Genomic DNA, 19,584 nt, shown 5'->3' with positions numbered 1-19,584 from the left:
GTTGGCACAAGGGCAAATCATTGGTCGCGAACCATTTTTAAATCAACTGGCAGCTAAGCTTGGCCGCGAGCGGAAGAAGGATGTTCAAAAACCTGTGTGGAAGCATGCTCCACAATATGATGTTTTAAAGGATGCTACTCAAGATCAATTAGTGGAAGTGTTAAAGAAGCATTGTGAAGTAATCCATACGCAATTTATTGAAACGAAGGCTGAAGGACTACTACAAGTAATTGAAGAAGTATTTACACAATATGAGGTCAATCGTGTTGTCACTTGGAATGACCCTCGTCATGAGGAGTTTGCTCTTTTAAACCACCTGCAAACGAAGTGGCCAGCGGAAGGAAAAGCTGTCCACATTTGGGATCCATCCCTTATGGAAAAAAATATCGAAGCAGCGGAAAAGGCAGATGTCGGCATCACATACAGTGACATCACCTTAGCAGAATCAGGAACAGTCGTCCTCTTCAGCAGTGAAAATAAAGGAAGAACGGTTAGTCTTCTTCCGAAAACATATATTGCGATCATCCCAAAAAGTACATTAGTACCGCGGATGACACAAGCAACAGCAATGATCCAAAAGCAAGTGGAAGAAGGCAAAAACATTGCCTCATGTATAGACTTTATTACAGGACCAAGCAATAGTGCTGACATTGAATTAAATTTGATTGTGGGTGTCCACGGGCCGATAAAAGCGACGTATATTGTTGTGGAGGATAAATAAACAAAAATAAAGGCATACGAAACTCAAACTGAAGTGAGCTAGTATGCTTTTTTCTATGATTTTTAGAAAAGTAGAGTGTGAGCATATGTTGACAGTCAAAATAAATATAAATTTCAAAAATAAACAAAAAAGATATTCAAAAATAAACAAACATAATGTATAATCAAAAACAGATAAACAAATATGAAAAAAGAGATAAACAAACGATAAAGAGGAGGAAACAAAAATGGTTAAAAGTTTATGGGATAAAGAGAAAGCGGCAACATTACCAAAGGGAGTGGAGGAATTAGTTTATCGTTCAAATCTTATTGGATCTGATCGTTCTGTATGTAACTGGGGTGGCGGTAACACTTCAATGAAAACAATTGAGAAGGACTTTCGCGGCCGTGATGTTGAAGTCATGTGGGTGAAAGGAAGCGGCTCGGACTTAGCAACAATGAAGGCACATAATTTCACAGGTTTAAGAATGGAGGATATCCGTCCATTAATCGAGCGTGACGAAATGTCTGATGAAGAAATGGTTGCTTATCTAGCTCATTGCATGATTGATAGCAAGCATCCACGTGCATCAATCGAAACATTATTACATGCATTCCTACCATTCAAGCATGTTGACCATACTCACCCAGATGCAATTATTAGCGTATGCTGTGCGGACAACGGCCGACAAATTGCTGAGGAAATTTACGGGGATCGCTTCGTATGGGTACCATATGTTCGCCCAGGATTTACTCTTTCTAAAATGATTGCAGAAGGTGTTAAAAACAATCCAAATGCAGAATTAGTGTTAATGGAAAAACACGGCTTAGTCGTTTGGGGAGAAACAGCAGAAGAAAGCTATGAAAAAACAATTTCAATCATTAATGAGGCAGAGCAATACATTCAAGCTAGATTAGTAGAGGAAAAGGCATTTGGCGGACAAAAATATGAAGCTCTTTCAGAAGAAGACCGTAAAAGCGTCCTAGCTCAAGTGATGCCAGTTATCCGTGGTGCAGTTAGCGATGAAAAGAAAATGCTTTTAACATATGATGACGCAGAAGATGTTTTACTATTTGTAAATAGCAACAATGCGAAGGAATTATCACAGGTTGGCGCTGCATGTCCTGATCATTTAGTACATACAAAAATGACGCCACTATATATCGATTGGAATCCGCAAACAGAGGATGTTGCTAGCTTAATTGAAAAAGTAAAAACAGGTGTTGAAAGCTTTAAAGAGGAATACAAAGCATATTTTGAGCGTAACAAAAACGAAGGAGACAAAATCTCTGAAGCAGCTCCACGTGTTATTTTAATCCCTGGTATCGGTATGGTAAACACAGGGAAAACATTAGCAATGGCTAATGTAAGTGGTGCTTTATACCATCGTGCAATTGCGGTTATGAAAGGTGCTACGACTCTAGGAAACTTTGTATCATTAAATGAAAATGAATCTTACAATGTTGAATATTGGCCATTAGAGCTTTATAAATTATCTTTAGCACCAGCTGAAGCAGAATTTTCTCGCCAAGTAGCATTTGTAACTGGTGGAGCAGGTGGGATCGGTAGTGAAACTTGTCGCCAATTTGTCGCAGAAGGTGCACATGTTGTCATTGCCGACCTTAATATCGAAGGTGCAGAAAAGGTTGCAGCTGAAATTAATGAACAATACGGTGAAGGCCGTGCAATCGCAGTAAAAATGGACGTGACAAGTGAGGAAGCAGTTCAAGCTGCATTCGAAAAAACAGCATTAACATACGGCGGTGTTGACATTATCGTTAACAATGCAGGTCTTGCTACATCAAGTCCATTTGATGAAACATCACTTAAAGAATGGAATTTAAACATGAATGTGCTAGGAACAGGGTACTTCCTTGTTGCGCGTGAAGCATTCAAGCAAATGAAAACACAAGGTGTCGGCGGAAATATGGTATTTATCGGCTCTAAAAACTCAGTTTACGCTGGGAAAAATGCAGCAGCATATAGCTCTGTTAAGGCGATGGAAACTCATCTTGCAAGATGTATTGCAGCTGAAGGCGGACAATATGGTATTCGCGTTAACTCTGTTCTTCCAGATGCTGTGTTACAAGGTTCAGCAATTTGGGGCTCAAGCTGGAGAGAAGAACGTGCAGCAGCATACGGCATTCACCCAGACCAATTAGAAGAACATTATCGCAAGCGTACAACATTATTGGTTAACATCTATCCGAAAGATATCGCACAATCGATTTTATTCTTTGCTTCTTCTAAATCTGATCGCACAACAGGATGTATGCTAACAGTTGACGGTGGAGTACCTGCAGCATTCACTAGATAATAGAAAAAGGTGCCTTGAAAGGCATAAACACAAGAAGCTAGAAGGAAAGAACGAACAGCTCTAGAACTTTATCTTATCTGAAACGAAAATGAAGGTGTAATAGCAATCGACTATTGCACCTTCATTTGTATCATGAAATGACTAGTTTTAGAAAAGACTGTAAACGTAGTTATCGTTTTTAGCGATGAGATTCCTATGGGAGAAGAACTCCAAAGAAAACTCATTGCAAAGTCCAGCAACGTGGAAATTTTAGGACAACGAGCTTTACCAAGTTAATGAACAAATTAGTCAATGGATATTGTAAGCGGAACATTCACGTAGTAACAAAGAGTGTAAAAACAAATTTTTAATAACCTATAAAAAAACCATTTGAAAACGCTTCATAAATCCCATTTTCATATGCTATACGCAAATAATAGATTATGTCATAATTAATAAAGAGCCTACAAGCAAATCGTGCAAGTAAGCTCTATTCATGATTGAACATTCCTCATTGTGAGTGAACAGGAGGTTAATATAAGAAATGCTTGTAGCAGAAAGACATCGAAAAATCGTTGATGTAGTAAATGAAAGATTAAGCATAAGAGTAACAGAACTAAGTAAACTCTTTCATGTAACAGAAGAAACAATAAGGCGTGACCTAGAAAAGCTTGAAAAGGAAAATCTTTTACGCCGAAGTCATGGTGGTGCAGTTAGCATTCAGGATGAACAAGCAGAGGTTTCCTATATGGAAAGAGAAATTACGAATGCTGCTGAGAAACGGGCAATTGCCATTGAAGCGGTTAAGCTCATCAAACCAAATGATCAAATCGTATTAGATGCAAGTACGACAACATGGTATATGGCGAAGGAAATGCCAGATATACCGTTAACCGTTATTACGAATTCAATTAAGGTTGCAATTGAACTAAGTAAAAAAGAACAGATTAAGGTGATTTCAACAGGTGGGATGCTATTATCTAAATCACTCTCATATGTTGGACCATTAGCTGAACGTTCATTAAATATGTATCATGTCAATAAAGCATTTATCTCATGTAAGGGCGTCCATATTGAAGGTGGCTTGAGCGACTCAAATGAATGGCAGGCATTATTAAAAAGACAAATGATGCTCATAGCTGATGAAACGATTGTAATGGCAGATTCAACTAAGTTTGGGGTACGAACCTTTGCTCATATTGCTGATATTCAGCAAGTATCATGTGTGTTAACAGATGAAAAAATCTCTGCAAACGCTCAAAAGATATTTGAGGAAAAAGGCATTGTGATGAAGATTAGTAAATGAGCTAGCTTTGCTGACAAAGAGGGGATAGGAAATGGGAGCTGACCTATTTACGGAGTTATTACAATTAAATGACGAAGAAAAGCTCATGCTCCAGCAGAAAAAAGAAGTGAAAAAGGAGCTATATACAAGCCAGGAGCATTTCATCGTTGAAAGTGAAAAATTTCTTAACAATAATACGATGATTATGATTCGCAAGCATACTCGCTTCGTTGATTTTCCAAAGCATAAGCATAATTATATTGAAGTGAATTATGTTTATAATGGCGAGCTTCATCAAACGGTTGGAACGGAGAATTTCACCTTGAAAAAGGGTGATTTACTCTTTTTAAATCAACATATTGAGCATGAGCTAAAGGCATGTGGAGAAGAGGATATCATTATTAATTTTATTATCCGCCCAGAGTTTTTTTCGTTTATCTTCTCCTATTTAACGACCGAAAATTTGTTAAGTAACTTCTTAGTGAATAGCTTATTTAACCATACGCAAAATGGGCAATATCTTTATTTTGCTGTTTCAAAGGTAGAAAGCATTCAAGAGCTCATCAAAAAAATCATTGAAGAAATGATGTGGCCTTCGATGATGTCTGAATCAACGATCAAATTGTATATGGGTCTCTTTATGATCGAGCTTATTAAACATTTAGATAAAGTGAAATATAAGGAAAATGACGGAAAACATCAAACGATCGTTGAGTCATTAAAATATATTGAAGAGCATTATAAGGATGCTACATTATATGACCTTGCAAATAGATTAAAGCAGCCACATTATGCATTAAGCAAACAAATCAAAAAGGCGACAAATTATACGTTTAAGGAATTGCTCCAAGAAAAAAGACTAACTGTCTCAAAGGAATTATTAGAAAATACCTCATTATCAATCAGTGCGATCGTTGAGCAGGTTGGTTATGAAAATATCAGTTATTTTTATCGTGTGTTTAAAGGCAAATATGGTTATACACCGAAAAAATATCGTGATAAAACAGGACAAAAATAATGAAGAAAAGGCTATCTATCCCATATAAGTAAGCGGATTTGATAGCCTTTTTCGTTTTTGTGGATTTTTTGCAAATAAGGACAAAAAATATGTTGAACCACGATATAGGATTATATGTCGTTATTTTTTATTATAGAATAAAGGAAACGTTTTCAATGGAGGTGTTTAAATGAGTACATATAGCTTAGCTGTTGATATCGGTGCATCAAGTGGAAGGTTAATTCTTGGGCATCTTGAGAATGGTAAGCTTAAATTGAATGAAATACATCGATTTGAAAATAACATCATCCGTAAAGGTGACCATTATTGTTGGGATGTTGAACGGTTATTTCAAGAAATAAAAACAGGAATTAAAGCATGTAACTCATTAGGCATTAAGCCGGAAAGTATCGGGATTGACACATGGGCTGTTGATTTTGTCTTATTAGATGACGAAAATCAGCTAGTAACAGATGCTGTTGCCTATCGGGATCCGCGAACAGATGGAGTAATGGAAGAGGTTTTTAAGAAAATTCCTAAAGAAAAACTATATTTAGAAACAGGAATCCAATTTCAAAAATTTAATACAATCTATCAATTATATGCGTTAAAGCTAAAATCTCCTGACGTATTAAAAGAGGCAAAGAGCTTCTTAATGATACCAGAGTATTTCAATTTTCTATTAACAGGGAAAAAGGCAAATGAATATACAAATGCAACTTCAACTCAGCTAGTCAATGCATTTACGAAAAATTGGGATGCAGACCTATTAAATGAATTAGACATCAATAGGGACATATTTCACGAAATAAAGCCGCCAAAAACAATTCTTGGAACCTTATCTGAGGAGTTGGTAGCTGAGTTTGGCTTTGATATGAAGGTCATTCTTCCTGCAACACATGATACTGGATCAGCAGTGATCTCTGTTCCTGAACTGGAGGATACAATTTATATAAGCTCTGGTACATGGTCGTTAATCGGTGTCGAAAACCACTTCCCAATCTGTGTTCCAAAAGCATTGGAATATAATTTTACGAATGAAGGTGGACTCGACTATCGCTTCCGTTTCCTCAAAAATATTATGGGGCTATGGATGATTCAAGAGGTAAAACGAAATTATGATGACCGGTACTCCTTTGCTGAGCTAGTTGAGCTTGCTCGCTCTGAAACCGAGTTTCACTCAATCGTTAATGTTGATGATGATCGATTTCTTAAACCTGACAATATGATTGAGGAAATCCAAGCATATTGTTTGGAAACAAAGCAGCAGGTGCCAGAAACACCAGGACAGCTAGCAAAATGTGTGTATGAAAGTTTAGTAGAAAGCTATAAAAATGCCATCAATGAAATAGAAGAAATCTTTGAAAAAACATATTCCAAAATCAATGTTATTGGTGGTGGCTGCCAAAATGAAATGCTTAATCAATTAATAGCTGATGTGTTGCAAAAGGAAGTGTATGCAGGGCCAGTTGAGGCGACGGCAATCGGCAATCTTGTTGCACAGCTAATGGCATTAGGGGAAATAGCAAATATCGACGAAGCAAGAAAAATCATTAAAGACTCATTTGAGGTAAAAACATATAAAGCGCTTAATGTATAAAAATCTAGTATTGGAGGAAGAAAAAATGACAATGAAAGAAAGCTTTGAGCTTGCTAAAAAACAGTATGAAAAATGGGGAATTCAAGTAGATAACGTAATTGAAACGTTAAAAAGCGTACCAATTTCAATTCACTGCTGGCAAGGGGATGATATTGGTGGCTTTGAAGTAAATAAAAGTGAATTATCTGGCGGTATCGATGTCACTGGTAATTATCCGGGGAAGGCAAGAACTCCTGAAGAGCTTAGAAATGATTTAGAAAAAGCACTTTCCCTCATTCCAGGAAAACACCGTGTGAATTTGCATGCAATTTATGCGGAAACAAATGGTGAGGCTGTCGAACGTGACCAATTAGAACCGAAGCATTTTGAAAACTGGGTAAACTGGGCGAAGGAGCATGGTCTAGGACTTGATTTTAATCCAACATTATTTTCCCATGAAAAGGCTGCAGACGGATTAACATTATCACACCCTGATCCTGAAATAAGAGAGTATTGGATTAACCACTGTATTGCAAGTCGCAAAATCGGGGAATATTTCGGTAAGGAATTAGGAACACCAGCTTTAACGAATATTTGGATCCCGGATGGCTATAAGGATGTACCAAGTGACCGTCTAACACCAAGAGTACGTTTAAAGGAATCTCTCGACAGAATCTTTGCTGAAGACATTGATGAAAAGTATAACGTAGATGCGGTTGAAAGCAAGCTATTTGGCATTGGCTCTGAATCATATGTTGTCGGCTCACATGAATTTTATTTAGGCTATGCCTTAAAAAATAATAAACTATGCTTATTAGATACAGGACATTATCATCCAACAGAAGTCGTTTCTAACAAAATTTCGGCAATGCTTCTTTACAGTGATAAGCTTGCTCTACATGTTTCACGCCCTGTTCGTTGGGATAGTGATCACGTCGTTGCATTTGATGACGAACTTAAAGAAATAGCCCTTGAAATTGTGCGAAACAATGCGTTAGATAAAGTGATGATCGGCTTAGACTTCTTCGATGCAAGCATTAACCGTGTCGCAGCATGGACAATCGGTACTCGCAATATGATTAAAGCATTGCTATATGCATTATTAATGCCAAATGACCACTTAAAGAAATTACAGGATGAAGGCAATTTCACAGAAAGATTGGCACTCATTGAAGAATTCAAATCCTATCCGTTTGGTGCTATTTGGGACTACTACTGTGAGCAAATGGGAGTTCCAGTACAGGAAAGCTGGTTAGACGACGTAAAGAAATATGAGGAAGAAGTTTTAGCAAAAAGATAAGATAGAAGCATGCCCCTATAGAAGTTCATCTGTAGGGGTTTTTTACTGAAAAGAAAAGTTAATGTGTACTTAGTTTTGGTATAGAAATCCTTCTGGTTACAAGCCACAACAGCCTCTTGTACCTTGTTTGTCTGAAGCGAACGATGACGCTTGCGCTTTTCTACTATACTAAAATAGTACATTTTTTCCTTTCATGTTTCTACTAAACACCATATAATGAAAGCGAATACACTATTAAACAAAGGGGAGGAGAATATAAATGAATCAACATGAACTTCCAGCTGTTATGAAGGCAGCTGTCATGAATAAACCTTTTGAAATAGAAATAAAGGAAATGGACGTTCCAGGCGTTCAAGGTGATGAGGTACTTGTAAAGGTGATGACTGTTGGGGTATGTGGCTCAGATATTCATTATTATGAACATGGGAGAATTGGCCGGTATGTTGTTGAAAAACCGATTATTCTAGGTCACGAATGTGCAGGCATCGTCGTTGCTATCGGGGAGAAGGTAACAAAGTTTAAGATCGGTGATCGGGTAGCAATTGAACCAGGGATTACATGTGGTAAATGTGAATATTGCAAGCAAGGAAGATACAATCTTTGTCCAGATGTAGAATTTCTTGCAACCCCACCTATCGACGGTGCATTTGTCCAGTATCTTAAACATCGGGAGGATTTTTTATTTCCGATCCCAGATGAGCTATCTTTTGAAGAGGCTGCATTAGTCGAACCGTTTTCCGTTGGCATCCATGCCTCAAAGCGCTCCCAGCTACAACCAGGCTCGTCTGTTGCGATAATGGGAATGGGGCCTGTAGGTTTAACAGCTGTTGCGGCGGTAAAGGCCTTCGGTGCATCAAACATCATCGTGACAGATTTAGAAGCGAATAGACTTGAAGCAGCGAAAAGATTAGGTGCTACTCATGCCATTAATATTGCGAATGGAGATCCAAATGAACAGATTTTGCAAATTACAAATGGAAAAGGTGTCGATGTTGCCTTTGAAACAGCTGGTAATCCACATGCGTTAAGATCGGCGTTAAAGGCTGTGAAACGTGGCGGAAAACTAGCAATTGTCGGGCTCCCGCCTCAAGATGAAATTGCCCTTAATGTCCCGCTTATTGCTGATAATGAATTAGATATATTCGGGATTTTCCGGTATGCAAATACATATTCTCAGGGAATTGAATTTTTAAAAACTACTGATTTAACTTCATTAATTACAGATAAATTTGTATTGGAAGAAACAAAGGAAGCCCTTGAAAGAGCGAGGGTAAATAAGAAGGAGAGCTTAAAAGTAATCGTTTATCCGAACGGGTATATCGAGGGATAGAAAAAAGAAAGGCGTTGAAGCTAAAAGCCTCTATCGCCTTTCTTTCGTTTCGATTATTTTTTTTGACCTTGAGCTTGTTTACTTAAATTTTCGATTAATGTAAGTGGGAGCTTAAATGATTCCTCGTTGAATTGAAAGAGAAACTCATCGTTATTCACAATATCGTTTTCCTTAAGAACCATAATTTCTTTATTTAATCGTTCCATCTTCTTATCCAACGCAGAAGCTGTCGTTGCAGCCTCCTTTAATTCATGAACAAGCCGGCTAGGCACCTTTTTATTGTATTTATAATAAATTTTATGCTCTAGGCTTGCCCAGAAATCCATCGCAATCGTCCGAATTTGGATTTCAACATAAACATTTTCCTCACGGTCAGACATAAAAATAGGAATTTCTAATATCATATGGTAACTTTGGTAGCCATTGGGCTTTGGATGCTCGATATAATCCTTACACTCAATGACATTGATATCCTTTTGGGAAGCGAGCATTTCACTCAATTTGTAAATATCTGAAATGAAGGAAACAGTAATTCGAATTCCCGCAATATCACGAATGTTTTCTTTTATCGAATGTAATGATAAATCACAGCCCTTTTTCATCACCTTTTTCATAATGCTTTCAGGGGATTTTAAGCGTGATTTTACATGTTCTATCGGGTTATAGTCATGCATATAATTAAACTCATCCTTGAGAATATTGATTTTCGTATTCATTTCATCAAGGGCAAATTTATAACCCATTAAAAATCTAGTCATTTCAAGCTTTATTTTTTTTATATCATCTAAATTAAAATTTTCTATATTCAATCTTGATAAAATCCTCTCTTTTTGAATATTAGTACAACAATTAGCAGATCAAGATAACGTTATTGTTTGAAGATCTGTGGTGGGAAGACGAGTCGACAAATGACTTTAGATAATTCATAATAATCAACCTGTCCCTTTGATTTCACTAATCGTTCTGGGATATTCTCAGATAATACCATGATGGACCAAGCGACAGTATCTAAATCTAGATCCCCCCAAATTAATCCCTTTTCTTGAGCCTTCTTAAGGTCAGAGACAATTCGATCATGAACCTTTTTTCTTGCCGCTGCTATGATATCAGCTAATTGCGGGTCCTTTAGTAACAATTCAGGGAGCAATCGATGCAATCCAATCTGATTGATTTGTGAATAATGCTGCTCCATTACACTCGCAAAAAACCGTTCGGGATCGACAAATGACCAATTTGGTTCAGGTGGCAATAATTTGTCGATTTGGTCCTCTAAAAGTGACATCATCAGTTGCCGTTTATCGGTGAAATATCGATAAAACGTTCCTACTGCAACACCAGCATGAGATGCAATTTCCTTAGCGTTTGTTTGCTCATATCCTTTTTCGATAAACAATACTCGGCCACTTTCGAGTAGTGCCTGTCTTTTTTCCTGAGCCCGTTTTTGTTTCGGAACAGAAGGATACACCCCAATTAACTTTTCATCATCATGCTCAGACATAGTATCACCTCATCACTATCATACCATAAAAAAGCAAAACGTGAACTAAAGTTCATTTTTGTTGACAGAAATTGTCTAACATGCAATACTTGAACTATAGTTCATATTATAGGAGAGCTATAAGGTTTCACGGATCTTTTCATCTAGTCGGGTAACCATGTAGAAACTATATAAAACTATAAAATTTTTTTTACATCTATTTAAAAATGGAGTGTAATTTATATGACGGTTAATGATAAAATGGCAAAAGAAGGGGATAAAATCCTTTTTACACGAAATGGAATAGAAATAGCCGGCGAAGTGTACAAGGTAAGAGAACAAAGTGTTATCGTTACAATAAGCAAAAATGATGCATATTTAATTAATGTTGAAACACCGTTAACTGTAGTTTCTCACAAACACTATCAAATTATAAATTAATCATATTTTGACTAGGAAGGTGTAGATGAAGATGACAGCAGAAACAAACAAACCAATTACAATTAATTCAACAATATCATTAAAAGGTATTGTAAAAGCAATTTTTCAAGATACAATGCATGTCCAAATTGGTGGGAAAATCATTACCCTTCCGATTAATGATGATAAAATATTAAAAGGTGAATAGATATAGATAATTGGAGCTAACGAGATTAGCTCCTTTTTTTCATTCTTCGGTGAAAGATTTTTCGTATTATAGAGGGATTGGACTGTTAATAACTTAATTTTTATTAATAGACATATATGTTCTCAATAATTAATTGTGTGAAAATCGGGTTGGATATAGTAAAATCGATGTTGTGTTAACTTTATTAGTTTTGTAGTTAACAAATTGATAAATCGTTTAAACTGGAGGAAGCTATGTATAAGCTGCGAGGTCATCATCTTTTCTGTCTTCTTGGCTATCGAGGAATGGGCTATTCAGCGGAATACGTCGAAAATATGACAAGGTTGCATCAAACCTTGAGGAACAACCCAAAGACGTTAATTCAGCTCGTAAAAGGCCCTGACCATTTATGTGAGAAGTATCCAAACACAGGTGAATACCACTGCCAAGATGCCAATATTTACACTAGAGATGCTGCTATATTAGAGAAAGTAGGACTTGAAATAGGCCAAATCCTTCCCTGGGAGGAAATTGAATCATCGATTAGAAAGCATGTCATACCTTCTGTTATTCAAACTGTATGTGAAACATGCTCATGGCGTACATTTGGAGTATGTGAGGAAGGTATTCGAGAATTGCTTGAAGGCAAGGGATTAAGGGAAATAAAAAACGCAAAAGAGGGACACGCAAAAGAGGGACAATCCCCATTAACATAATGGGGACTGTCCCTCAATTGCAAAAATAAACTTTTATCAAATATAAAAACACAAAATATTATCATCAAAATTGAAAATTACTCTTCATTTTAAACGTTGGGGACAGTCCCCAATTTCCAACATCAATCTCTTATTTTTTCAATTACAATAAAGCATGTACTATCAGGCAATCGAACGATGTCTCCGGCTTTGTTCATTATTTTTACTTTTGGCAAGAGAAATTCTTCGTAGCCTTTTTGGAGGTAGTGCTCGAACTTGATAATGCTTGCGTTTTTTCCGAGTGCTTGGGTGATGGCCTGTTTGTATTCTGTTGGTGTGAAATAGCCGAATTGCTCCTGAACTTCATGTGGGTAGGCTTCTTCTCCCCAAGTATAGGTGTAGCAAAATTCCATTAAATCGTTAACAGGAAGTTGAATCGTTCTTTTATCTACTTCCTTGTATTCAATCTTTCTCCCTTTAAAATCATTCACATACCGTTTGAAAAAGTCCATTCCACTTGGCTCCTTAAACTCAAGCAGTCGCATTTCGTCTTTCGGTTCGGTCATTATGCCATCGCGGATAATAATTCGCCCACCAGTACTTAATACTTCAAATGAGCTTTTCAAGGCTTGAAGCACTACCTCATGATTAAATTTGCGGCCATTATACGGAATATATGAATAGAGCTCATGGAGAATTGAGGAAAAGACAATCGTATCGATGCTATTAGCTTCATAATATTTTTTTAAATCTAATGCATCAGCTTGTTTTACTAGCCATCTTTTATTTTCACGAATCTTTTTCCGATTCAATTCCTCAATGACATTTGTTGAGACATCAATGCCTACGACCGTTGCATCTGGATGGTGCTCTGTTAATAAATCGAGCATCACTCCTCCACCAGCCCCAATATCTAGCATTAAGTCTCCTGTAGCATAATCAGAAATGACCTTCTTTTGGTCTTGGCCATTATTCATGTCAGTTAAATACGTTTGCTCATTTTGCAGCCTGTCAAACGCATCCTTTCTAAATCCAAAGAAGTCATACAGCATAATGATCGCTCTTTCATATAGCGGTGATTTTTCTGCTTCCTGGCAAAATTCAATCAATTTCTGCCCTGCCTTAGAATAGGTAAATTGTACACCGACAATTTGCCCTAACTGGTCTAAAGGGAGAACAGACAATGTCACATGCTCGTTTTCCGGAGCCTTTCCTTTTGCAATTTCCTCTAAGGAAAATTCCGCTAAATAAGATTCAATAATTCGCTTCTTATATAAATTAATAGCTTTTTTCCCTTTATAGTCATAATAAATATCTCGCATCAATGGCTCAAAACTAACCTGTTGCAATGATAGCGGATCAATCCTTTGATTGATGAAAAGAAAGATTTTAAGAAACTCTTCAAACGTAAAGTCCTGTAAGGCAGATTCCACATACCATAAATCGGTTTTCTTAAAGAAGTTTGCTAACGTTATAGTATATTCATTGTCACCCGTTAATAGTCTATCAAACAAAGCGTTAAAATCCTCACCGTTTTTAATCGAGCTTTCTCTTAATCTCTTAAGTCTATCGTTGAAGCTTTGTTCAGCATGCCGCTTTTTCATTATAATAAGCGAAATAACCTCTTCTACCTCAGAGTAAATCGATGCCCATAATTCCTTTGAAACAGCCTCAATAATACATTGATTAAGCTTTAAAAGAACTCGTTCAATATTACAAAGCGCAGAATTTTCATTGTGTTCAATCCAATCAATAAGCGGTGAAAATTGCTGGTAACGGACCTCACCTCTTATGAATTGACCGACTAAACCATGTGTTAAAATGAGCAGATAAATAAGCTCTTCACGTTCAATAGTTCGATTTTGATAAGGAATATTCATTTGCTCTGCCGCATAAATTTGCGCGGATCCGATGTTATGGATAGAAAGCTGGAACCCCTTTTCCTGCCATTCCTTTCGTTTATGTGTTAACCCTCCTTTCGCAACTTCAGACCATATTAACACTTCCTCAATGATTTCCTTTTCATATGCTGGGAGGTCGATTTCATTCAAAACTCGCAATGTTTTTTCAACATAAGGGAGAATCGGGTTTTTCGGAATTTTTTCTAATGCATCTACCTGTTCTAAATTGACAATTTGTTCCTTTGTTAAATAAAGATATTGCAGCCACTTGTTTTTTCTTAAAATACTTTCATTACCCTTAGTAATCTCATAAATCAATTTCAATGAATTTAGCAATTCACACTCTCCTCTTCCCGGTACCTTCATTCTATTTATTCTAAAGCAAACACATTTTGGAAAAAAGTAAAAAATATACGGTAATTAGTCGAAAAAGGAATACACCTTTAAAAAAGGGTTTTGTTATCGTTAAGGTGAAGATTAACAGTAACATAACATGCTGGAGGTAAAGATGAATTCTTACACCGAAATTAAACAAATCTTTAGCAATAATGCTTCATTTCCACTTATTTTTAACAATAAGGAAGAAAAACAGAAATGGCTCAAAAAAATTAAAGAAACCCCATCTATCCAACCGTTACTGCTAGAAATAAAGGACGAGGCATCAAGGCTTTTACACGAAAGGGATCAGGAGCTAACATTTACTTTATTTCAATTATTTGAAAAGACAGGGTCAAGGCTTGAATATGAAAAGGTATATTTCTCAAAGCGAAGACGTCTAAACACATTTGCCATCATGTCCTTACTTGAGCCAGAGAATCAAAATTATTTATCAGAGCTGGAAAACACCATTTGGTCGATACTTAATGAATATAGCTGGTGTTTACCAGCCCATTTAACGAATAGTGCAGAAACAGCAACAGAATTTGCAACTTCCCTTACCAAGCATGAGGAAGCTGTTAATTATACAATTGATTTATTTGCAGCTGAAACAGCGTTTGCCTTAAGCGAAATTTATACGATAGGAAAGGAGAGCTTATCTCCTTTAATCGTTAAACGAATTCATTCAGAAATATGCAAACGGATTTTCCGACCATTTCTTGCTAGCAAACAAGGGTGGGAAACAGCGACACATAATTGGGCAGCGGTTTGCGCTGGATCGCTTGGCAGTGCTGCACTCCATTTACTTCATGAGGAAGCAGAGCTATCAGAGATTATGACAAGAGTATTAAAGACGATGGAGTATTATTTACAGGGCTTTCACGATGATGGAACATGCCTTGAAGGCTATGGTTATTGGCAATATGGTTTCGGTTTTTATGTTTATTTTGCCGATTTATTAAAAAAGCGTACATTGGGGAAAATTGACTTATTTTGCTCACAAAAGGTGCACCAAATTGCCCTATTCCAGCAAAGGAGCTTTCTTTATAAAAACAAGGTTGTTAACTTTTCCGATGCACAGAGGGAAGCGAGTGTGTTTCTCGGACTTAGTCATTATTTGCATCACGTTTTTCATGATATTCAAGTGCCAGAGCAGCAATTACGAGCGTCCTATACAGAGGATCATTGCAGCAGGTGGGCTCCGGCATTTCGCAATTTACTTTGGTTTGATGACAAGCTTGAGGGTAAGCCTTGGAAATCTGAAACAAACTATTTTAACGAATCACAATGGCTAATTTCCAGGCACAAGGCAAACAACGATTTTTTTGCGTTTGCCGCAAAGGGAGGTAATAATCACGAGCCGCATAATCATAATGATCTCGGACAGTTTATTTTACAAAAAAATCATGAAGCCTTCCTAAAGGATTTAGGCTCTGGTATGTATTGCAAGGATTATTTCGGGGAAAAGCGTTATACCTTTATTTGCAACGGCTCACATGGTCATTCAGTTCCACTGATCAACAATCAAGGACAAGGCGCAGGCTCTACCTATTACACAAAGGTAGTAAATGTACAATTGGCTGAAGAGATAGACCGTTTTGAGCTTGACTTAACAAAAGCCTACGAACGGTCGATATTGAATACATACTATCGGATGTTCGTTTGGAAAAAATCAGCTTTACCAACATTAACTCTCGAAGATACCTTTCATTTCGATAAAATGCCGGAAAGTGTTGTTGAACGCTTCATTATCCCTAACATCCAAACAATTGAACAGGAAAATGGCATTTTACTCAAAGGAAAAGAAGCATTACAAATAAATTATGATAAAGAACAATTAGATGTAACAGTTGAAACATTTACGATTCTCGACCATTTTGGCGTTAAACAAATGAATCAATTTCTAGATTTTCGCGTAAGAAGCATAGAAAAGCATCTCAATATAAAGCTAGAATTTCAATTTATGTAAAAATACTTTGAAAATAGTCAAAATTATTTCTACCTCGCAATGTTGCCAATGATTACAATAAAGGGAAAAATCACTCCGAGGTGGAGAATATGACAAATGGTTGGATGTCTGGCTTTAATCGCATTTGTGAATGGATTGCGAGATTGGCTTATGTGAACGTACTATGGCTTTGCTTTACAATACTAGGCCTCTTTATTTGTGGGATCGGACCGGCAACAGTTTCGCTATTCTCAATCATTCGCAAATGGCTGCAAAAGGAAGCTGATTTTCCGATTTTTAAAACATTTTGGCTAAGCTTTAAAAAGGAATTTGTGAAAGCGAATTTGCTATTTTTCTCATTGCTATTTATTACGATTATTCTTTATGTTGATTGGGTGCTTATTCAATCGATGACAGGGATCCTTCACTACTTATTTTTAATGGTTTTTGCGATTGTCGCGTTTTTGTTCAGTGTGATCGTTTTATACATTTTTCCTGTCTATGTACAGTTTGAAGGAGATATTTTCCACTATTATAAATCTGCTATATTAGTTGGGATATCCCATCCAATTCGCACATTTATGATCGGGTTGGCGGGGATAACAAATATTCTTATCTGTCTCATTTTGCCTGGTGCTGCTATCGTTTTCGGTTGCAGTGGCCTAAGTTATTTTGTCATGTATATCTCATATTCTATTTTTTCGCAAGTAAGTGATAATGCAAAATTTAAAAATGAGGGAAAAGCAATCGAGGGTTAGTTAGATTGCTAGAGAAGCATAGGGAGGCACAATTCCTGGTTAAGATTTTCATATTGAATTTTTTGACAATTATAAAAATATTGTTACAGATGTTAAAGGTTCAAGATAAATAGATTACAATAATTGGATGTCCATCTTTTTCTAGTATAATGTCTATGTATCGGCCGATTACAATGTTCTTGCTCCAAGAAATGTCAGAATAATGAATATGAATGATTGATATTTTGATAGGGGGAACGTCCATTGAAGAAAATAGTGTCGCTCATCGCTACATTAGTTGTGATATTCTCGACATTTACTGTGATGAATACTGCTCATGCTGCAAGCTATGACTCTAGTAAAACATATAAGCTGATTAATCGATATAGTGGAAAAGCATTAGAGGTGTACGAATGGTCTACTGCTGATGGCGGAAATATTGTCCAATATGATGATTTAGGTGGGGCTAATCAGCAATGGCGGATCATTGATGTTGGTGAAGGCTATCACAAAATTGTAAACGTTAACAGTTTGAAGGCGATGGAGGTCTACAATTGGTCAAATGAGAATGGTGCCAATGTTGCTCAATGGAAAGACTGGAATGGAGCTAGCCAGCAGTGGCAAATCGTCGACTTAGGTAATGGCTATGTGAAAATAATTAACCGCCATAGTAAAAAGGCTCTTGAAGTATATGAATGGTCAAAGAATAACGGGGCAAATGTCGTGCAATACGAAGATTTGGGCGGAGAAAATCAGCAATGGAAGCTTGTTGAAGTAAAGCCTCCAGAAACGATCACAGTAAATGCAACGATTGTTGTGCCTGCCGGTGAAACATTTGATGGGAAAGGAAAACGTTATGTTGCCAACCCTGATACGGTAGGAGACGGCAGTCAAGCAGAAGGACAAAAGGCTGTATTTCGATTAGAGGATGGTGCAACATTAAAGAATGTCATATTGGGTGCTCCAGCAGCTGATGGTGTGCACACATATGGGGATGCTCTTATTCAAAATGTTGTATGGGAAGATATTGGCGAGGATGCCATGACAATAAAGGAATCTGGACATGTCGTCATTAAAGGGGGCTTTGCCCAACATGGAAGCGACAAAATGTTCCAAATAAATGCACCTTCACAATTTGATATTATCAATTTCACGGCGAGAGATGCTGGAAAAATGATTCGGCAGCTTGGAGGTTCTACCTTTAAAACGAGCGTTTACATCGAAGGCTCTGTCATCACAAATATGAATGAAGCAATTTTCCGTACAGATAGCAGTACAAGTGAGGTTAAAATGGTAGATACAAGGTACTCTGATGTAGGTCGTAAATGGTACAATGTGAAGAATGTAACTGAAAGTAATAATTTTGAGTTTTAATAAAATGTAGACATAACGAAACGTCTGAATTTAGGGCTACCCTAGTTCAGACGTTTTCTTTGAATTTAAAAGGAGATTTTGTGAATACTCCGCTCCTCCAAAAGTGTAAAATTACATTTATAAAACTAAAGATGAAAATTATCACACATAATATGAAACTAGTTGGATCGCCTGCAAGATTCAATTCATCTGCTAGTATTCCAATAGAAAACATAATCTGTATAGAGATGATAGACAAGATAAGAGAAGAGCTAATGACGGAAAAGCCATTGACTACTCTATTTCTTGTTTTTGGAAGAATGATGAGAAGAAAGATGATAGCCGAGACAATCATTAATGTAATTGTTATAGGCCTTAATAAGGTAAAGGCTCCATTCGTAACAAATGATTCATATGTAAACATATTTACCCCCTGGAAGATTTGTTTAATTGTCGGCAATATCAATTTGATCCTTTAAGTAATCCGCATCCTCTTGATTAATACTGAAGTATTCCGTTTGCTCCGAGCCCCCACCATTGCATAGCCCAATCACTGCACCTTCGTCTGTGAACCATAGCTTGGAGTTAATCAGTAAGGTAGATTGCTTCGGGCTCTTCATTTGCAAATATGTATCAGGATGTCCTAAGTCTGCATTAGGAGACTGTAGCGGTTTTCTATGCATAAAAATCATCATAACATTATCAATAATATCCTGATGCTTAGCATCTGTAATGACCTTGCTATAATTGATTTGCTCCGTATTTTCTTTGCTCGCAAAGCCGAACGCGATTTCTCTAGTTGTCTCATGGGTCGTCAGTTTTCCTGTTAGATAACCACCGATAAAAATGATTAAAACGATAAAAATGGCACACGCTGTTTTGACAATCTTCATTTGCACTCCCCTTCCTTCGCTCTTATATAAATTAACGTATTTAAAATGTGAAAAGTTTCATTATTTGGAAATTAAAAGAGAGAAGGATACTAAAGGTTGAAATCCTGT

Annotated in this window: 17 protein-coding genes and 2 pseudogenes; 14 read left to right on the top strand and 5 right to left on the bottom strand. The window is 36.9% G+C overall.

From position 1 onward, the window contains the following. Position 1: 1 nt before the first annotated feature. The 7 genes and pseudogenes from ACTJJ9_RS15215 to ACTJJ9_RS15185 all read left to right on the top strand — a co-directional run bounded on the left by ACTJJ9_RS15215 (position 2) and on the right by ACTJJ9_RS15185 (position 9,487). Positions 2 to 721, top strand: coding sequence for a LutC/YkgG family protein (locus ACTJJ9_RS15215; protein ID WP_217451442.1), 720 nt, complete (start codon positions 2 to 4; stop codon positions 719 to 721). A 223-nt stretch (positions 722 to 944) separates the two neighbouring features. Next, positions 945 to 3,017, top strand: a pseudogene (locus ACTJJ9_RS15210) (bifunctional aldolase/short-chain dehydrogenase); the annotation flags it as partial. A 523-nt stretch (positions 3,018 to 3,540) separates the two neighbouring features. After that, positions 3,541 to 4,302: a DeoR/GlpR family DNA-binding transcription regulator gene (locus ACTJJ9_RS15205; RefSeq protein WP_145581220.1), complete on the top strand. Its 762-nt coding sequence runs from the start codon at positions 3,541 to 3,543 to the stop codon at positions 4,300 to 4,302. A 31-nt stretch (positions 4,303 to 4,333) separates the two neighbouring features. Then, positions 4,334 to 5,299 (top strand): AraC family transcriptional regulator, encoded by a 966-nt coding sequence (locus ACTJJ9_RS15200; RefSeq protein ID WP_145581219.1) that lies wholly within the window; start codon positions 4,334 to 4,336, stop codon positions 5,297 to 5,299. A 169-nt stretch (positions 5,300 to 5,468) separates the two neighbouring features. Next, positions 5,469 to 6,878, top strand: coding sequence for a rhamnulokinase (gene rhaB, locus ACTJJ9_RS15195; protein ID WP_095299516.1), 1,410 nt, complete (start codon positions 5,469 to 5,471; stop codon positions 6,876 to 6,878). A gap of 25 nt (positions 6,879 to 6,903) precedes the next feature. Continuing rightward, complete coding sequence (rhaA, locus tag ACTJJ9_RS15190) at positions 6,904 to 8,157, top strand: L-rhamnose isomerase (protein WP_145581218.1); 1,254 nt, start codon at positions 6,904 to 6,906, stop codon at positions 8,155 to 8,157. Positions 8,158 to 8,416: 259 nt separating this feature from the next. After that, positions 8,417 to 9,487: an NAD(P)-dependent alcohol dehydrogenase gene (locus ACTJJ9_RS15185; RefSeq protein WP_145581217.1), complete on the top strand. Its 1,071-nt coding sequence runs from the start codon at positions 8,417 to 8,419 to the stop codon at positions 9,485 to 9,487. A gap of 53 nt (positions 9,488 to 9,540) precedes the next feature. On the opposite strand, the gene ACTJJ9_RS15180 is transcribed toward ACTJJ9_RS15185, so the two are convergent. Then, positions 9,541 to 10,245, bottom strand: a complete 705-nt coding sequence (locus tag ACTJJ9_RS15180; protein WP_145581233.1) for a GTP pyrophosphokinase — start codon at positions 10,243 to 10,245, stop codon at positions 9,541 to 9,543. Between the two features lie 110 nt (positions 10,246 to 10,355). After that, positions 10,356 to 10,985 (bottom strand): TetR/AcrR family transcriptional regulator, encoded by a 630-nt coding sequence (locus ACTJJ9_RS15175; RefSeq protein WP_095299519.1) that lies wholly within the window; start codon positions 10,983 to 10,985, stop codon positions 10,356 to 10,358. A gap of 222 nt (positions 10,986 to 11,207) precedes the next feature. Between ACTJJ9_RS15175 and ACTJJ9_RS15170 the strand changes: the two genes are divergently transcribed. From ACTJJ9_RS15170 to ACTJJ9_RS15160, 3 genes are all read left to right on the top strand, one after another. Beyond that, positions 11,208 to 11,405, top strand: a complete 198-nt coding sequence (locus ACTJJ9_RS15170) for a DUF2187 family protein (protein WP_095299520.1) — start codon at positions 11,208 to 11,210, stop codon at positions 11,403 to 11,405. A 25-nt stretch (positions 11,406 to 11,430) separates the two neighbouring features. After that, positions 11,431 to 11,592, top strand: coding sequence for a hypothetical protein (locus ACTJJ9_RS15165; protein ID WP_170944286.1), 162 nt, complete (start codon positions 11,431 to 11,433; stop codon positions 11,590 to 11,592). Positions 11,593 to 11,825: 233 nt separating this feature from the next. Then, positions 11,826 to 12,287, top strand: coding sequence for a DUF1284 domain-containing protein (locus ACTJJ9_RS15160; RefSeq protein ID WP_145581216.1), 462 nt, complete (start codon positions 11,826 to 11,828; stop codon positions 12,285 to 12,287). Between the two features lie 122 nt (positions 12,288 to 12,409). On the opposite strand, the gene ACTJJ9_RS15155 is transcribed toward ACTJJ9_RS15160, so the two are convergent. After that, positions 12,410 to 14,503: a class I SAM-dependent methyltransferase gene (locus ACTJJ9_RS15155; protein WP_255451824.1), complete on the bottom strand. Its 2,094-nt coding sequence runs from the start codon at positions 14,501 to 14,503 to the stop codon at positions 12,410 to 12,412. Between the two features lie 172 nt (positions 14,504 to 14,675). Between ACTJJ9_RS15155 and ACTJJ9_RS15150 the strand changes: the two genes are divergently transcribed. From ACTJJ9_RS15150 to ACTJJ9_RS15135, 4 genes and pseudogenes are all read left to right on the top strand, one after another. After that, entirely contained in the window at positions 14,676 to 16,514 is a 1,839-nt protein-coding gene (locus tag ACTJJ9_RS15150) for a heparinase II/III family protein (protein ID WP_186324146.1), read from the top strand. 89 nt (positions 16,515 to 16,603) lie between these two features. Then, on the top strand, positions 16,604 to 17,251 hold the full coding sequence (locus tag ACTJJ9_RS15145) for a YesL family protein (RefSeq protein WP_145581213.1): 648 nt from the start codon (positions 16,604 to 16,606) through the stop codon (positions 17,249 to 17,251). Between the two features lie 303 nt (positions 17,252 to 17,554). Further along, positions 17,555 to 17,998: pseudogene (locus ACTJJ9_RS15140) on the top strand (RICIN domain-containing protein); the annotation flags it as partial. A gap of 24 nt (positions 17,999 to 18,022) precedes the next feature. Beyond that, complete coding sequence (locus ACTJJ9_RS15135; protein ID WP_255451827.1) at positions 18,023 to 18,604, top strand: pectate lyase; 582 nt, start codon at positions 18,023 to 18,025, stop codon at positions 18,602 to 18,604. Positions 18,605 to 18,650: 46 nt separating this feature from the next. Here the strand turns inward: ACTJJ9_RS15135 and ACTJJ9_RS15130 are convergent, their stop codons facing one another. Beyond that, positions 18,651 to 19,007: a hypothetical protein gene (locus ACTJJ9_RS15130; RefSeq protein WP_145581212.1), complete on the bottom strand. Its 357-nt coding sequence runs from the start codon at positions 19,005 to 19,007 to the stop codon at positions 18,651 to 18,653. A gap of 22 nt (positions 19,008 to 19,029) precedes the next feature. Continuing rightward, positions 19,030 to 19,476 (bottom strand): hypothetical protein, encoded by a 447-nt coding sequence (locus ACTJJ9_RS15125; protein WP_095299526.1) that lies wholly within the window; start codon positions 19,474 to 19,476, stop codon positions 19,030 to 19,032. Positions 19,477 to 19,584 lie beyond the last annotated feature (108 nt).

Origin of the sequence: Metabacillus sp. 22489 (assembly GCF_052044855.1) — a bacterium.
GTDB classification, from domain to species: domain Bacteria; phylum Bacillota; class Bacilli; order Bacillales; family Bacillaceae; genus Metabacillus; species Metabacillus niabensis.
This window is presented reverse-complemented; position numbering and strand designations above follow the sequence as displayed.

What these genes read in the sequence shown, in the direction of transcription:
- ACTJJ9_RS15205 (WP_145581220.1), top strand. Translation starts at nt 3,541, where the DNA reads ATGCTTGTAGCAGAAAGACATCGAAAAATCGTTGATGTAGTAAATGAA.
- ACTJJ9_RS15200 (WP_145581219.1), top strand. Translation starts at nt 4,334, where the DNA reads ATGGGAGCTGACCTATTTACGGAGTTATTACAATTAAATGACGAAGAA.
- rhaB (WP_095299516.1), top strand. Translation starts at nt 5,469, where the DNA reads ATGAGTACATATAGCTTAGCTGTTGATATCGGTGCATCAAGTGGAAGG.
- rhaA (WP_145581218.1), top strand. Translation starts at nt 6,904, where the DNA reads ATGACAATGAAAGAAAGCTTTGAGCTTGCTAAAAAACAGTATGAAAAA.
- ACTJJ9_RS15185 (WP_145581217.1), top strand. Translation starts at nt 8,417, where the DNA reads ATGAATCAACATGAACTTCCAGCTGTTATGAAGGCAGCTGTCATGAAT.
- ACTJJ9_RS15180 (WP_145581233.1), bottom strand. Translation starts at nt 10,245, where the DNA reads ATGACTAGATTTTTAATGGGTTATAAATTTGCCCTTGATGAAATGAAT.
- ACTJJ9_RS15175 (WP_095299519.1), bottom strand. Translation starts at nt 10,985, where the DNA reads ATGTCTGAGCATGATGATGAAAAGTTAATTGGGGTGTATCCTTCTGTT.
- ACTJJ9_RS15170 (WP_095299520.1), top strand. Translation starts at nt 11,208, where the DNA reads ATGACGGTTAATGATAAAATGGCAAAAGAAGGGGATAAAATCCTTTTT.
- ACTJJ9_RS15165 (WP_170944286.1), top strand. Translation starts at nt 11,431, where the DNA reads ATGAAGATGACAGCAGAAACAAACAAACCAATTACAATTAATTCAACA.
- ACTJJ9_RS15160 (WP_145581216.1), top strand. Translation starts at nt 11,826, where the DNA reads ATGTATAAGCTGCGAGGTCATCATCTTTTCTGTCTTCTTGGCTATCGA.
- ACTJJ9_RS15150 (WP_186324146.1), top strand. Translation starts at nt 14,676, where the DNA reads ATGAATTCTTACACCGAAATTAAACAAATCTTTAGCAATAATGCTTCA.
- ACTJJ9_RS15145 (WP_145581213.1), top strand. Translation starts at nt 16,604, where the DNA reads ATGACAAATGGTTGGATGTCTGGCTTTAATCGCATTTGTGAATGGATT.
- ACTJJ9_RS15130 (WP_145581212.1), bottom strand. Translation starts at nt 19,007, where the DNA reads ATGTTTACATATGAATCATTTGTTACGAATGGAGCCTTTACCTTATTA.
- ACTJJ9_RS15125 (WP_095299526.1), bottom strand. Translation starts at nt 19,476, where the DNA reads ATGAAGATTGTCAAAACAGCGTGTGCCATTTTTATCGTTTTAATCATT.